Consider the following 14,070-nt stretch of genomic DNA (forward strand, 5'->3'; position numbering starts at 1 on the left):
TCTACGCCGGGATTTACCCCCATTCAGCAAACAGCAGGCGATCTCCGGGCGGGCCAGGTGGATGTCGCTTCATCGCCCCAGGTACTGGATCGTAACAAACGCGAACGGTTATCATTTCATTAACCAGGCAGGTCACCGTCTTCGTGCGGCCGAGACCCACCCAGCTGCGCCGGTTCGAGCCGCGCGCCCAACGACCCATGGAAGGGGCTGCCTGCTGACTGCTTGCGCCTGTTGCTTCCACCGGGTCTCCCTCCTCCGATGGAAGCCGTCATGTCCCTGTCGTCCCACCTCCGTAGTGCGCGCCTGCCGCGCACCCGCCTGGCCACCGCCCTGTCTGCCGCCTGCCTGCTTGCCCTCCCCGGCCTGGCCGCCGCCGAAGCCAGTGCCGATGCCTCCACCAAGGACCTGGATACCGTGGTGGTCACCGCCTCGGGCAACCAGCAATGGATCAAGGATGCCCCGGCCAGCATCAGCGTGATCAGCCGCGAGGACATCGCGCGCCAGCCGGTGCATGACCTGGCCACCCTGCTCAGCCGCGTTCCGGGCGTGACAGGCGGCCTCAGCGCCGTTGGCGAGCAGTCCAAGATCAAGCTGCGCGGCATGCCGTCCAACTACACGCTGGTGCTGGTGGACGGCAAGCGCATGGGCAGTTCGGCCTCGACCAACTATCGACCCGACCTTGGCCGCCAGGATCTGAACTGGATCTCGCCCGACCAGATCGAGCGCATCGAAGTGGTCCGCGGGCCGATGTCGTCGCTGTACGGCTCCGACGCCATGGGCGGCGTGATCAACATCATCACCCGCCGCATCGGCGACGAATGGAACGGCAGCGCCACCCACAGCTACACCCGCCCCAGTGACGGCAAGCGCGGTGACACCCAGCAGATCGGCGCGACCTTCTCCGGCCCGCTCGGCGAACGTTTCGGCCTGCGCATCGGTGCCAACAGCATGCGCCGCGATTCGGACCAGTCCAACGGCGGCGTCTACGGCAATGCCTATGCCGGCGAGAAGGACCGCAACGTCGACGCACTGCTGCAATGGAAGCTCAGCGATGCGCAGGAACTGTCGCTGGAAGCCGGCCATGGCGTGCAGCAGGCCTTCATCGATGCCTCGCTGGAAAAGCAGGACGAAGGCGCCTGGGGTGCCAGTGAACTCAAGCGCAGTTCGCTGGCGCTCAACCACGATGGAAAGTGGAGCTTCGGCAACTCGAAGATCAGCGCGTACTGGACCGAGTACAAGAATGACATCGGCGCCACCGGCCGCTCCGAGGCTACCGATACGATCATCGAGGGCAGCCTGACCACGCCGTTCACCCTGGGTGTTGAACACCAGTTCGCCGTGGGTGGCCAGTGGAAGCGCCAGGAACTGACCAACACCGACACCATCGGCCGCGCGCCGATCGACTACGCAGGCAACGCGGTCAACGGCTCCGACCTGCAGGTGGATACCTGGGCGCTGTTCGTCGAGGACGAGCTGAAGCTGCACCGCACGCTGGCCCTGACCCTGGGCGCGCGCCTGGACCACCATGAGAAGTTCGGCGGCCACGTCAGCCCGCGTGCGTACCTGGTCTGGCATCCGGCCGAACAGTGGACGGTCCGCGGTGGCGTCTCCAAGGGCTTCCGTGCGCCCAGCCTGACCGAGAACTCGCCCAGCGCTGCCACCCAGTCCGGCGGCCGTGGCTGCACCTCGCTGATCCCGCTGGGCTATACCCGTGGCGGCTGCTACATGGCCGGCAATCCGGACCTGGATCCGGAAACCAGCACCAACCGCGAGATCGGCATCAGCTTCGACAACGACCTGGTCGATGCCGGCCTGACCTATTTCCATACCGACTTCAGGAACAAGATCGAATACGCACCGCTGGGCAAGTTCAACGGCATCTGGTGGACGCGCATGAGCAACGTGCAGCGCGCGCGTACCAGCGGCATGGAAGGCAACCTGAACGTCCGCTTCGGCGAGCACTGGCGCTGGCGCACCTCGGCGACCTGGATGAAGGAAGCCAAGAACCTGACCACCGGCAGGAACCTGATCGATACCCCGGAGTTCTCGGGCTACTCGTCGCTGGACTGGACGCCCAACACGACGTTCTCCAGCAGCCTGTCGGCGCAGTACACCGGCAAGCAGACCGGCACGGCGACGACCTTCCTCAAGGCCTACACCCTGTATGACCTGACCGCCGCCTGGAACGTCAACGAGGTACTGACCCTGCGTGGTGGCGTCAGCAACCTGGCCGACAAGAAGCTGTACGCGGAAGGCTCCACCGACTACTTCGTGGCCGGGCACAGTTACTTCCTGAGCATGACCGCGCGCTTCTGACCGGCGACGCGCGCCGCGATCGCGCTGGCGGCTGGCCAGCGCGATCGGCGGTGTTGCGGGTTACTCGCTTTCCAGCGCGGCCGGTGCCGCGTTCTGCGTGGCCGCCGTGCGCGCACGGTCCATTGCCACCGCCAGTTGCTGGCGTGCGAGCAGTTGTTGTGCCTGCACCACTTCAGGTGTCGGCAGGAGCACCGGTCCCGGTGCGTTTTCCGGTGTAGCAGGTGTGGTCATGCAACCTCCATGGACATCCCGCCGCTGCCCGGAATCAGCTGGGGCGGCGGCGGAACTGCGCACCCTATCCTAAAAACAAGGCGGATGGGTGACGGTGCGGCGCCCCGCCGCAGACCTGCACATGCTGGGCGCGTCACATTTTTGACGGTTGAGGGTAGTTTCCTGAACCGGCGGCCTCGTATCATGTAATCGTTTTCCTACAAGGACGTAATCGTCAATGAACGCAGTCGACCTCACCCGCTTCAGCCCGAAGTGGCAGTTCCGCTTCAACTTCTTCCAGCAGCACGGTGCTCCCAAGGAGCCGGGATTCAAACACGCCTGGAAGGCGCTGTCCTTCGGCGACCGCCTGAAGATCAACATCAACTTCTTCGCGTTCTTCTTCGGCTTCATCTACCTGCTCATCCTGGGGATGTGGCGCAAGGCGCTGGTGGTGATCGGCATCGGCATCGTGCTGGGCATCGTCTCCCTGTTCCTGCCGGATGTCGTTGCGCGTCCACTGTTCATTGCCATGAACTTCCTGGTCGCCGCCAGCACCAACTACAGCTACTACCTGGAGCAGGTGAAGGGCAAAGCCAGCTGGAACCCCTTCGAAGGCATGTTCTGAACGATTGCGATTGCCGGACCCGGTACCGGCATGCCAGCAAGCTGAAACAAGGACGCCCGGCTTTTGCCGGGCGTCTTCATTTGTGCCAGCCGCGGCTCAGGCCGCGTAGCGTGCCGCGGCTACCGGCTCGGCCTGCAGCCGGAAGCGCGATACCGCCACCGCCAGCTGCTCGGCCTGTTCTTCCATCGCCCGCGCTGCGGCGCTGGCTTCCTCCACCAGCGCAGCGTTCTGCTGGGTGGTCTCGTCCATCTGCACCACGGTCTGGTTGACCTGCTCGATGCCCGCCGACTGCTCGCGCGACGCCGCCGAGATCTCGGCCATGATCTCGTTGACCCGGCCGACCTGGCCAACGATCTCCTGCATGGTGCGTCCGGCGCCGTGTACCAGCTGCGCTCCGGCACCGACCTGTGCCACCGATGCGTCGATCAGCCCCTTGATCTCCTTGGCAGCACCCGCCGAACGCTGGGCCAGCGCGCGCACTTCACTGGCGACCACAGCGAAGCCACGGCCCTGCTCACCGGCGCGTGCTGCCTCCACTGCCGCGTTCAGTGCCAGGATGTTGGTCTGGAAGGCGATGCCATCGATCACCGAAATGATCTCGGCAATGCGCTGCGAGGAGACCTCGATCTGCTCCATGGTCTGCACCACCTGGCTGACCACCTGGCCACCTTCACTGGCGACACCTGCAGCGGAGCCCGCCAGGGTATTGGCCTGCAGCGCGTGGTCGGCGTTCTGACGCACGGTGGAGGTCAGTTCTTCCATCGAAGCGGCGGTTTCTTCCAGATTCGCCGCCTGCTGCTCGGTGCGGCGTGACAGGTCACTGTTGCCGGCGGCAATCTCACCGGCGGCCAGGCGGATGCTGGCGGCCGACTGCTGGATCTGGCCAACGATCCGGGTCAGCTGCTGCACGGTGCTGTTGGCATCGTCGCGCATCACCGCGAACACCCCATGGAAGTCACCCTGCATGCGCGCGCTCAGATCGCCGGCGGCGATCGCGCGCAGCAGCGTCGACAGCTCGGCCAGGTTGTGGTCGCTGACCTCCATCATGGTATTGAGGGTTTCGACCATGCGGCGGAAATCGTGGTCGAAGCGCAGGGCGTCGCCGCGCACCGCGAAGTCACCGGCAGCGGCTGCAGCAGCCAGCTGCTGGATCTGATCGTTGATCGCCGCCAGATTGCTCTTGGTGGTGGCCATCGCGGCGCTGAACACTGCCTTCTCGCCCGGCAATGCTTCCATGTCCACGCTGAGGTCACCCACTGCGTAGCGCTGCATCACCTCGACCAGGCGCTGGGTGACCGCATTGCTGGAGGCTACCAGCTGGTTGCTGTCGGCCACCATGCGGCCGTACTCGCCGGGGAATACAGAGGCGTCCATGCGGTAGCTGAGCTCGCCGGCATCGTGGCGACGCGCCATTTCGGACTGCGCGGCCATCACCGACTGCAGCTGGCCGCGCATGCCCTGCATCGCCTCCAGCAGGCGCCCCACTTCGTCATTGCTGCGCGTCGGCAGCGCACTGTCCAGCTTGCCCGCGGCGACATCGCCGGCTACGCGCACCGCTTCGGCCAGCGGCCTGATCGCCAGGCGGCGCAGCAGCACGTAGACACCCGCACTGAGGGTCAAGGCGGCCACCACACCGACCAGCAGGGTCAGCCACAGCAGCTGGCGCGCCTCTGCCACGATCACCGCATGCGGCATCACCACGCCCAGCGCGAAGCGCTGCGGGGCATCGCCCACGCGCAGCGGTACGTACACACGCACGTTGCCGGCCGCATCCGGGGTGAAGGCTTCGAAGCGGCGGTCGGCGGCGATGTCGGCCAGCATGCTGCGGGTCAGTGCATCGCTGCGCGGCTTGCCGATTTCAGCGGGATTGGCCGAAGCCAGCACCACGCCATTGGGCGAGAGCAGCTCGACGCGGCCGGCGCCCATCGGCTTCAGCGTGGCCAGGTGCTTCTGCAGCGCGGCCAGCGAGAAGTCGACGGTAAACACGCCGAGGAACGTACCGTTTTCGACGATCGGCGTACTCAGCGTGCTCATCAGCACCTGCTGGCCGCCGATGTCATAGGCGTAGGGCTCGCTCACCTTCGCCAGCTTGTCGCGCCTGGGTACCATGTACCAGTCGCCGGAGCCGCTGGCGGTCTCGGTGTAGTCGGTCATCGTCGACTGCTGCGGCGTGCCATCGTGCCAGGCCCAGTAGCTCATGTAGCGACCTGTGGCATCGTGCGCCTCGGTGTTGACGAACTCGGCATCCTTGCCATCGAAGGCATCAGCTTCCCACATGGTGCTCTTGCCCAGCCATTCCGGATGGGTACGCAGCTGTTCGCCGAGCACCGCCGCCAGGCTGGCGCGATCGGGCACGTCGCCACGGGCACGCTGGGCCAGCACGCTTTCAACCATGGCATCGTTGCTGGCGAAAGCCGTGCCGAGGTCGGCCGCGACCTGGCGTGCCTCGGCGGTGGCTTCGCTGGCCATGGTCTGGCGCGAGGCATTGACCAGGCTGGCGCTGGCCTGGCGATAGATCAGGAACGCGGTCAGGCCGAAGCACAGCAGCGCGATCACGGCGGTGCCGAGCATCAGCTTGTGGGCGATGCTGCCCGGGCGGCGGGCGGCGACGGAGCGGGAAGAAGGCATGGAAGGATCCGCAAGGCAGTTCAGGACGACCGGCACCGCGAGGGCACCGCGCAGGCGCGCGATCCATCGCGCAGGCCACCGGTCGCCGGGCCGGGCCCAGCACAGGAAGCGCACCGGGTTAGCGGCCGCCCGCCAACGAGGTTGAGGCGGCCGTCCTGCACATTGCTGAACGTACTCAGGGTCGGGTCAGGAACCCGCCCTGCTGCCGCCCTATTCGGCCACGCGGTCCTTGATCCATTCCGCCCGCGGCAGCACTTCGATGCTGCCAGCCGCGTACTGCTGCAACACATCGTCCGGGCCGAAGCGCGGCTGCCACCCCAACGCCCGCCGCATACGGGCACTGTCGTAGACGCGATCGATGCTCAGCGGCAACGGCCAACGGCGGCGTTCGAACTCGGCCAGCAGCTGTGGCGCGCGCCGGGCCAGCACGTTACGCGGCTGGGTGGCCAGCTCCAGGCAGTCCTCGCGCCGGAACGGGGTCGGTGCACAGGCGAGATAGCGGGCGAAGGCAGCGCCTTCATCCAGCAGCAGCGCGGCGTGCGCGCTGGCCACGTCGCGTGCGTCGATGCCACGGTGCAGGCGGAACATCGCCATGCGCTCGGGCGGTTCCGGGAAGCAACGGCCCATGCGCAGCACGCGCACACTGAAATCCGGCGCGGTTGCAGCTTCGGCCAGGGCCTCTGCCTGCAGCTTGGTGCGGTGGTAGATGGTGCGCGGCAGGGGCTCGGTGTCCTCGTCGATCCAGCGGCAGCCGCCGGCCACCACCGCGTGACCGTACAGGGCGGTGGTGCTGGTCAGCACGAAGCGCCGTGCACCGGCCTCGCGCGCGGCCTGCAGCAGGTGTGCGGTGGCGTCCACGTTGATCTGCTGGAACACCGCATCCGGCACCAGCCCGACGTGCGGGGCATGCAGCGCCGCGGTATGGATGACCGCGTCGACACCCTGCACCGCCCGCGTGACCGCTTGACGATCGGTGACATCGGCAATGATGCGCGTAGTGGCGAACGGACTGCGATCCAGCCCCACCACTTCATGGGCCGCCGCCAACGCGCCGAAGATCGCGCGCCCGATCCGCCCGGAACTGCCGGTCAACAGAATCTTCATTGAGTCCATTCACTCGAAGCGCCCGGGAACTACCGGGATGCATCGATTCTAGGCACGCTGCATGTCGTCTGCGATAGGGCATGGTTGCAATTGTGCGTTCATCTTGACGACGCCGGCATGGCCAACAACTGACGGGCGACGAACAATGGATCGTCACCACCGGCGACGTCGGGCCTGACACCGGTGCGCTCCCAGTTGCCACCGGTGCGGAGATTGATCGGTTGCCGGTCCGGAATGCTGATCTGATAGCCATCCGGCAGCAGCACAGGATCATCGAACATATGTGCGGCACCGCCACTGCGGCTGCCAACGATGCGCGCGCGACCCAGCGCCTGCAACGAAAAGGCGACATATTCGGCAGCCGAGCCGGTGCGGCGGTCGATCAGTACCACCAGCAGCTTCAGGTACGCCGGCAGGCTCGCCGGTGGCAACGGCACCGGGGTACGTCGGCCACGCTGCTCCAGTGCCTGCACCTGGGTGATGTTCGCATCCAGCAAGGTACGCACCAGCAGGTCGGCGCTGCCGTCATCACCGCCGCCGTTCTGGCGCAGATCCAGCACCAGCCCATCGGTGTCGGCCAGCAGGGTGAAGGCAGCAGACAGCTTCGGCCTGGCCAGGTCGAGCGGATAGAAAGTGCTCAGCCGCAGGTAACCGATATTGCCCTCCAGCACCTTTACCTCGCGCACGCCGGCACCGTTGCTGCGGGCGTCGGCGCGCCAGGCCATCAGCCAATCGTCCTGTCCGGCGCTGGCATCCACCCGCTCGACGTGGAAATGGCCATCGAATACGTCCAGGTCCTGGTTCAGGCGCAAGCTGAAGGCCTTCGGATCCGCACACGTATCGGCGTAGCGCTGTTCGTTCGACCAACCACGCAGGGCATCGGCGATGCGGGCACCTTCCGCCGCGTCCAGGTACTGCGCCTGTATGGCCGTGGCCGCCGCCTGCAGCACCGCCTCCTGTGCAGGGCAGGAGGCTGCCAGCAGCGCGCCAAGCATCCACGAAACCGCCATGCCCCACCCCGCATTGATGATATGTAAGTGCTTATATATCATCACGACCATGGATCTCCAACATGCCACCCTGGGCACCCTGCTACGTGCTCTTCTTGATCAGCTCGACCCGGCCGTCGAGCAGGCCTATCGCGATCTGCAACTGGACTACCGGCCGCGTTACACGCCGGTGCTGCGCACGCTGATGGCGCAGGGGCCCTGCCGTATCAAGGACCTGGCGCTGGCCTGCGGGCTCAGCCATTCGGCGCTCAGCCAGACGGTTTCAGCGATGGTGCGCGACGGCTGGCTGCACACCGCCGTCGGCGAAGACAGTCGCGAGCGCATCCTGCAACTGAGCCCGCATGCACTGCAGTCGCTGCCGGCGCTGCAGGCGCAGTGGCAGGCGACGGCGCGCGCGGCACGCAGCCTGGACGTCGATCTCGGGCAGTCGTTGGAGCAGGTGCTGCGCGACACGCTGCAAGCGCTTGAACAGCGACCCTTCGCGCAGCGACTGCGCGATGGGCGCGTGCGCTGACGCCCTTACTGCTCCGCCGCCATCTCGATTTCACTGAGGAAGGTCCAGCTGCCATTGGCCACGCGTAGCTCCAGTGTGCGGCACTGCGCGGCCAGCGGTGCCACGTTGCCCAGCACGTATTCCTCTTCGGTTGAAGCGCTCAGCCCGGCCTGGGTGAAGGGCGCTGACAGCGCGCCGATCTTTACGGCAGGCGTGCCCGGCTCGGCACACATCACTTCCACAGAGGTGGGAGTGAGAATGCCCCAGGCGGGGCGTGTCATCGTGTGCAGGCCAATCCAGTCCACCTGCCGGCGCTGGCCGAGATCGATGGTGACGGCGACGTTGCCATGCACGCCCACCCAGCCGGCATCCATCGGGTTGCGCGGATCGCCCACCCGGCGGTCGAACAGCTCGTGGCCTGTGCCGTCGGGATAGTTCGCATCCGGCGCCACGCTGTAGCTGTAGGTGGTCTGCACCGGATCGACGATGTATGAGGCACCCAGGCCATACAACCCGCGGTAGGTGTTCATCATCCGTGGCGCTTCGACATGGCCCTGGCCAGGGCCGACCACCTCGGACATGTGGTACTGGTTGAGCCAGGCAACGCGTTTGCCAGCCGAACGTGCACTCCACAACTGCTGGTTGATGCGCTGTACCGAGGCCGGCCGGTAGGCGCCGGACAGCCCGTTGCCGGTATCCATAAACAACGGGCTGCCATGGTTGAACAGTTCGATGTCGGCCCACAGGCCGTCAGCACCCAGCGTTGCCGACAGCGCCTGGAAATACTCCTCGGTGGAATGTCCCGGGCGGTCCCACTGGAACAACCTGGCATGCGAGGCCGCGCCGATGCCATCCTGCCAGATCTGCACGTCCACGCCGGTGGCCGTGCGGAACGCCGCTGCAGCGTTGGCCACACTGGCCGGATCGACGCTGGATGACGCCAGGTAGGGCGCGACCATCACCGGCCGCGAAGGCGTGCTGCCTTTGAGCGCCGTCACGATCGCACGATAGAAGGGCGCACGATCAGCCGACGCCTGTGCCGGCTCGTCGGTGATGTACCAGCCCGCAAAGGCCGGATGCGAACCGTACTGCTGGCCGAGCTGGGCCAACGCCTGCGCTGCATCCTGCGCCACCGCCGTCGCGTTCCGGCCCTGCCAGAAGGCGCCGCATTGTCCCGAACTGTAGGTGGTGCCGACCACGACCTTCATGCCGCGCGCCGCCGCAGCATCAAGCACCGTGCCAAGCTTGCCGGGGAAACCGGCGATCCATTCGAAGTCCTGCACGCCGCTGGCGCATCCCACGCCAGCGCGCGTGGCACGGGTCTGGCCGAGGATGATCGTATCGTTGCCCAGGTCCTGCAGCTCGTCCAGGAACAGCGGCAACTGCGCAGCGGGCAGTTGCTCATCGTTGGCCGAATAGCCAACGTGGACGAAGCTGCCGGTCAATAGGCTGCTGGCGGCGTGGGCCGGCGCGGCACATGCCAGCACCACGATCAATCCAATCCTGTTCATTTTCTACGTCCCTGTCGAGGCCAGGTGAGTGGCGTCGTCGCCCATCCTAGCAACATCGGCCGGCACCACGCCGCGATCACCGGCACGGCTGCGCAATCGCCCACTTCCGCTGCACCCGCGGCAGAGCACACTCGAACCCATTTCAAGCGGTTGATTCATTCATCTGCGTGATCGAGCCTGCGCGCACCTTCCCCTTGGAGCTCTTCTCATGCGCACGCCACCGGCACCACTAAGCCTGGACGAACGCAATCGCCGCTGGGCCCTGGCCCGCGACCTCATGGCCAGTGAGCAGCTCGATGCACTGGTCGTGCATGGCGATCGGGAGGCTGCCGCCCCGGCTGGCTTTTCCCCGGACTGCTATTTCACCAACGATCGCCCGGGCTCGATCGTGGTATTCGTCGGCGACGAGCCGCCACGGGTATTCACCTTCGCCTCGTTGATGATCGCCGACCACCTCCAGGCCGGCCTGCGCGGCGACCTGCAATGGATCGCACCCGAGCAACTCTGGGTAGGGAAATCCGGTCAGGAAGTCGGCCGCTGGCTGCAGCAGTGCGGCCTGTACTCGGCACGCATCGGCGTGCTGGGGCTGGAGCCCTATCCGCCGTTCTACTTCGACGGTGCGATGCCCGCACGCACCCTGCAGGGCATGCAGGCGGCGGTACCGGGCGCGGAATTCGTACCGGTGTTTCGGGCGTTCTTCCAGCGTGCCTCGGTGAAGAGCCAGGAGGAACTGGCGCTGATCGCGCACGCCGCCTGGATCGGTGAATCGATGAGCGAGGCGCTGCGTGCCACTGCTCGCCCTGGTGTTTCCGAAGCCGAACTGGTTGCCGCAGTGACCGCCACCTGTTTCTCGTTGGGGGGCTATACCGCCGAAGTGCTGCTCGGCTCGGGTCCAGAGTATGTAGGCTGGGGGCCACCCGCCTGGCAGTACCGTGCGCAGCCGCCGCGCGTCCTGCGCGATGGTGATCTGGTGTTGTCGGAGATCTTCGCCCTGTACGGGCTGATGGAAACCCAGCACCAGGCTGCGGTTGCGATCGGCGAGGTGCACGACGACATCCATCGCGCCGCCACCGTTGCCCGCAGCAGCTACGAGGCAGGCCTGTCCGCACTGCGCGTGGGCAATACCTTCGGCGATGTCGTCGACGCGATGGAAGCCCCCCTGCTGGAGGCCCGTGGCTGGCATGTGCACCCGCTGGTCCACAGCCTCAACCCCTATGGACCGGTTGGCTTCGGCCGTGCACCGGGCATCGAAGCGCTGCCGGAGGCCACGCGATATGCGCATATCGCGCCGCTGCCGACCGTCGGGCGCGAACTGCCCCTGCAGGCCGGCATGTGCTTCGCCTTCGAACCAAACTGCGCGTTCGGCCGGCACATGGCCAACATCGGCGGTACGGTCATCGTCGGCGAGAACGCCGGCGTAGCCCTCAACGAAAACTCCACCTGGTTGATGCGGGCCGATGCCTGAGTTCATCGCCCACCTGCAGACACCGGCGCGACAGCGGGCAGCCGAGACGCGCAGCGAGCAGACCCGAGCCCGACTGCTGCAGGCCGGGCTTCAGCTGTTCAGCGCGTTCGGCGTGGAGGGCGTGCGCACTCGCCAGCTGGTGGACATAGCGGGCTGCAGCCAATCAGCCATTCCCTACCACTTCGGCGGCAAGCTGGAACTGTATGCCGCCGTGCTCAAGCGCGCCGCACAGGCCATCGCCGAACAGCTGCCGTTGCCCAGCGTGCCACCCTCCAGTCCACGCCAGGCCGCACAGCAGTTGCAGCGGCTGATGCGGGCATTCGTGCACGCGCTGCTGGCTGCATCCGATGCAGGCCCACGGACCCTGTTGCTGGCCCGGGAGCAGATCCAGCCGACGGCTGCATTCGCCAGCGCCCACCGTGAGCTGTTCGGGCCGCTGCATGGCGCGTTGGCCGAGTGCGTGGCCCGTCTGCGAGGCACCGATGCATCCAGCACTGAGACGCTGCTGCGCACCCACGCCCTGCTCGGTCAGGCAATCGTCTTCGCTGTCTCGCACGGCGCCCTGCAGACACGGCTTGGAGCAACAGCAGCGGCAGCCGAAGTTGAGACGATCGCAGCCATCGTCGGCGGCATGGCCTTGGCGGCAGCACGCGCGGCGCCAGCCTGAATGGGCATCACCGTCAACCGGATGCGCAGGCCAGGTGAAAGCGACCCTGAAGATGGCGACCTGGACTTAGCGTGCCATGGCCAACGATGGTCGCCGTCGTCGAACGCGGCGACACCCACGCAACGGGAGATTTCACATGGCTGACCAGCAACGCGGCACCTCCAATCGGGGTTTCGCCTCGATGGACCAGGGCAAGCAGCGCGAGATCGCTGCCAAGGGTGGACGCGCTGCGCATGCGTCCGGCAACGCACATGAGTTCAGTCCTGCTGAAGCGCGCGTCGCGGGTCGCAAAGGCGGCGAAGCGATCAGCCGTGATCGACAGCACATGGCTGCGATCGGTCGCGAAGGCGGGCATGCGCGCCACGCCAATACGCGGCAGCAGCAGCAGGGCCAGTCCACGACCCTGGCGGACGACCCGAAGCGCCAGCAGGGATGAGTAGCCCGTAGTCAGTCCCGCAACCGCTGCCGCTGCAGGCCGATGGCCGCCAGCAGAGCCATTGCACCCGCCACGGCCATCGCCCAGCCAAAGCCACTGGCCATAGCGCTGCGGTACCAGGCCAGCATCTGCGGTGTGGACACCATCGAGGTGTGCCGCAGAACCAGCGCGCGCGCCTGCTCGGCCACCCCTGACTGCCCGGCAACCTGTGCGGAGCTGGCGAACTGTTGCACCGCACGCATGCTCATCAGGCTGCCCAGCAAGGCGATACCCAGGCTCATGCCAGCCTGGCGCAATGCGTTCATCGTGGCCGAGGCAATACCCGCGCGCTCGGGGGGTACGCTGGCCATGACCGCCATGCCGGTGGCCGGCACCGCCAGGCCCATTCCAACGCCAAGCAGCATCAGCAGTGCATTGGCGTGCCAGCGTGACGTATCCGGTTCGAACGTGGTCATCGCCAACAGCGACACCCCGGTCAGGGCATAGCCCAACACCAGTGCGGTCGGCAGGCCGATATGGGTAACCAGCCGGCCGAACAGCAGCGACAGCGCGCCCATCAACAGGAACTGCGGGACCAGCTGCGTTCCCGCCAGTGCCACACCATGGCCTTGTGCCTGCTGGAAGAACAGCGACAGGAAGAAGAGGCTGGCATAGGCGGTGAAGCCCAGCACGAACGAAGCCAGGTTGAGCATGCCGAAGCGGCGGCTGGCAAACAGGTCCAGGGGCAGCAGTGGTCGTGTCACCACGCGTTCGACGATGCCGAACAGGATCAACCCGGCGGCTGCGACGCCCAACGCCAGCAGCGTCAACGGGGCCAGCAGACCATGCTCGCCGATCGCGATCAGGCCGTAGCTCAGCGCACCCAGTGCGACGATGCTGAGCAGCTGCCCGGCAGGATCCAGCGCGGCATGCTCTGGATGCAGGCGTTCGGCAATACCCCAGGCACCGAGTATGAGCGCCAGCAGGCCCAACGGCAGGTTGATCAGGAAGATGCTCGGCCAACCGGCACGCTGTACCAGCACCCCGCCCAGCAGCGGTCCAAGCACCAGGGCCAGGGCACTGAACGCCGACCAGCCGCCGATCGCACGTGCACGCTGGCGCGGATCAGGAAACGCATGACTGAGGATCGGCATCGCGCTGGGAATCAACAGCGCACCAGCGACGCCCTGCACCGCGCGCCCGGCCACCAGCATCGACAGGTTGCCGGCACAGGCGCAGAGCAACGAGCCGAGAGTGAAGGTCGCCACGCTGAGCAGCCACATCCGCCGATGGCCATAGCGGTCCCCGAGCGGACCGGCCGACAGCATCAGCGCTGACAGCGCGATCGCATAGGCATTGATCACCCACTGCAGGCCGGCCATGTCGGTCCGCAGTGCCTGCTGCAGGGCCGGCAGGGCGACGTTGACGATGCTGATGTCCAGCGAGGCGAGGAACGTGCCGAGATAAGCCGCCAGCACCAGGGCCGGCCGTTGGAAGCGATGCATGAACGGATCCCGCGGAGGACATGCGCGCATCGTAGCCACTGACTGACCGTCGGTCAATGACTGACGGTCAGTCGTCTGCACAGGGCAGCTAGAATGGTGGCCGCCGCACCCGGACCACGCC

At 66.5% G+C, this 14,070-nt stretch carries 12 protein-coding genes; 6 read left to right on the plus strand and 6 right to left on the minus strand.

What is annotated here, in order from left to right; genetic code table 11:
• Nucleotides 1-270 precede the first annotated feature (270 nt).
• Nucleotides 271-2,316, plus strand: coding sequence for a TonB-dependent receptor domain-containing protein (locus tag ACZK2G_RS19015; RefSeq protein ID WP_478474112.1), 2,046 nt, complete (start codon nucleotides 271-273; stop codon nucleotides 2,314-2,316).
• A 60-nt stretch (nucleotides 2,317-2,376) separates the two neighbouring features.
• Here ACZK2G_RS19015 and ACZK2G_RS19020 read toward each other — a convergent pair whose 3' ends face one another.
• On the minus strand, nucleotides 2,377-2,547 hold the full coding sequence (locus ACZK2G_RS19020; protein ID WP_169050326.1) for a hypothetical protein: 171 nt from the start codon (nucleotides 2,545-2,547) through the stop codon (nucleotides 2,377-2,379).
• A 217-nt stretch (nucleotides 2,548-2,764) separates the two neighbouring features.
• On the opposite strand from ACZK2G_RS19020, the gene ACZK2G_RS19025 reads away from it, so the two are divergent.
• Nucleotides 2,765-3,151, plus strand: a complete 387-nt coding sequence (locus ACZK2G_RS19025) for a DUF2628 domain-containing protein (RefSeq protein ID WP_046984802.1) — start codon at nucleotides 2,765-2,767, stop codon at nucleotides 3,149-3,151.
• A gap of 96 nt (nucleotides 3,152-3,247) precedes the next feature.
• Here ACZK2G_RS19025 and ACZK2G_RS19030 read toward each other — a convergent pair whose 3' ends face one another.
• From ACZK2G_RS19030 to ACZK2G_RS19040, 3 genes are all read right to left on the minus strand, one after another.
• Complete coding sequence (locus ACZK2G_RS19030) at nucleotides 3,248-5,779, minus strand: methyl-accepting chemotaxis protein (RefSeq protein ID WP_478474114.1); 2,532 nt, start codon at nucleotides 5,777-5,779, stop codon at nucleotides 3,248-3,250.
• A gap of 210 nt (nucleotides 5,780-5,989) precedes the next feature.
• Nucleotides 5,990-6,883, minus strand: a complete 894-nt coding sequence (locus tag ACZK2G_RS19035; protein ID WP_046984801.1) for an NAD-dependent epimerase/dehydratase family protein — start codon at nucleotides 6,881-6,883, stop codon at nucleotides 5,990-5,992.
• A gap of 98 nt (nucleotides 6,884-6,981) precedes the next feature.
• Complete coding sequence (locus tag ACZK2G_RS19040; RefSeq protein WP_478475603.1) at nucleotides 6,982-7,893, minus strand: S41 family peptidase; 912 nt, start codon at nucleotides 7,891-7,893, stop codon at nucleotides 6,982-6,984.
• A gap of 49 nt (nucleotides 7,894-7,942) precedes the next feature.
• On the opposite strand from ACZK2G_RS19040, the gene ACZK2G_RS19045 reads away from it, so the two are divergent.
• The gene (locus ACZK2G_RS19045; RefSeq protein ID WP_046984799.1) at nucleotides 7,943-8,407 is read left to right on the plus strand and encodes a MarR family winged helix-turn-helix transcriptional regulator; all 465 of its coding nucleotides are present in this window, start codon (nucleotides 7,943-7,945) and stop codon (nucleotides 8,405-8,407) included.
• 5 nt (nucleotides 8,408-8,412) lie between these two features.
• On the opposite strand, the gene ACZK2G_RS19050 is transcribed toward ACZK2G_RS19045, so the two are convergent.
• Nucleotides 8,413-9,897 (minus strand): DUF4434 domain-containing protein, encoded by a 1,485-nt coding sequence (locus ACZK2G_RS19050; RefSeq protein ID WP_308518098.1) that lies wholly within the window; start codon nucleotides 9,895-9,897, stop codon nucleotides 8,413-8,415.
• Nucleotides 9,898-10,105: 208 nt separating this feature from the next.
• On the opposite strand from ACZK2G_RS19050, the gene ACZK2G_RS19055 reads away from it, so the two are divergent.
• The 3 genes from ACZK2G_RS19055 to ACZK2G_RS19065 all read left to right on the plus strand — a co-directional run bounded on the left by ACZK2G_RS19055 (nucleotide 10,106) and on the right by ACZK2G_RS19065 (nucleotide 12,465).
• Complete coding sequence (locus ACZK2G_RS19055; protein ID WP_136638505.1) at nucleotides 10,106-11,362, plus strand: M24 family metallopeptidase; 1,257 nt, start codon at nucleotides 10,106-10,108, stop codon at nucleotides 11,360-11,362.
• Entirely contained in the window at nucleotides 11,355-12,029 is a 675-nt protein-coding gene (locus tag ACZK2G_RS19060; protein ID WP_136638506.1) for a CerR family C-terminal domain-containing protein, read from the plus strand. Before ACZK2G_RS19055 ends, ACZK2G_RS19060 begins: the two co-directional genes overlap by 8 nt.
• 136 nt (nucleotides 12,030-12,165) lie before the next feature.
• Entirely contained in the window at nucleotides 12,166-12,465 is a 300-nt protein-coding gene (locus ACZK2G_RS19065) for a KGG domain-containing protein (protein ID WP_046984795.1), read from the plus strand.
• A gap of 11 nt (nucleotides 12,466-12,476) precedes the next feature.
• Here the strand turns inward: ACZK2G_RS19065 and ACZK2G_RS19070 are convergent, their stop codons facing one another.
• Nucleotides 12,477-13,949: an MFS transporter gene (locus tag ACZK2G_RS19070; RefSeq protein ID WP_478474117.1), complete on the minus strand. Its 1,473-nt coding sequence runs from the start codon at nucleotides 13,947-13,949 to the stop codon at nucleotides 12,477-12,479.
• Nucleotides 13,950-14,070: the final 121 nt, after the last annotated feature.

The organism is Stenotrophomonas sp. 107298_Sma (assembly GCF_056480345.1).

Bases quoted from the DNA above. Each gene is read 5' to 3' on its own strand.
- ACZK2G_RS19040 (WP_478475603.1), bottom strand. From the start codon at position 7,893: ATGGCGGTTTCGTGGATGCTTGGCGCGCTGCTGGCAGCCTCCTGCCCT.
- ACZK2G_RS19045 (WP_046984799.1), top strand. From the start codon at position 7,943: ATGGATCTCCAACATGCCACCCTGGGCACCCTGCTACGTGCTCTTCTT.
- ACZK2G_RS19020 (WP_169050326.1), bottom strand. From the start codon at position 2,547: ATGACCACACCTGCTACACCGGAAAACGCACCGGGACCGGTGCTCCTG.
- ACZK2G_RS19070 (WP_478474117.1), bottom strand. From the start codon at position 13,949: ATGCATCGCTTCCAACGGCCGGCCCTGGTGCTGGCGGCTTATCTCGGC.
- ACZK2G_RS19060 (WP_136638506.1), top strand. From the start codon at position 11,355: ATGCCTGAGTTCATCGCCCACCTGCAGACACCGGCGCGACAGCGGGCA.
- ACZK2G_RS19030 (WP_478474114.1), bottom strand. From the start codon at position 5,779: ATGCCTTCTTCCCGCTCCGTCGCCGCCCGCCGCCCGGGCAGCATCGCC.
- ACZK2G_RS19025 (WP_046984802.1), top strand. From the start codon at position 2,765: ATGAACGCAGTCGACCTCACCCGCTTCAGCCCGAAGTGGCAGTTCCGC.
- ACZK2G_RS19015 (WP_478474112.1), top strand. From the start codon at position 271: ATGTCCCTGTCGTCCCACCTCCGTAGTGCGCGCCTGCCGCGCACCCGC.
- ACZK2G_RS19035 (WP_046984801.1), bottom strand. From the start codon at position 6,883: ATGAAGATTCTGTTGACCGGCAGTTCCGGGCGGATCGGGCGCGCGATC.
- ACZK2G_RS19050 (WP_308518098.1), bottom strand. From the start codon at position 9,897: ATGAACAGGATTGGATTGATCGTGGTGCTGGCATGTGCCGCGCCGGCC.
- ACZK2G_RS19065 (WP_046984795.1), top strand. From the start codon at position 12,166: ATGGCTGACCAGCAACGCGGCACCTCCAATCGGGGTTTCGCCTCGATG.
- ACZK2G_RS19055 (WP_136638505.1), top strand. From the start codon at position 10,106: ATGCGCACGCCACCGGCACCACTAAGCCTGGACGAACGCAATCGCCGC.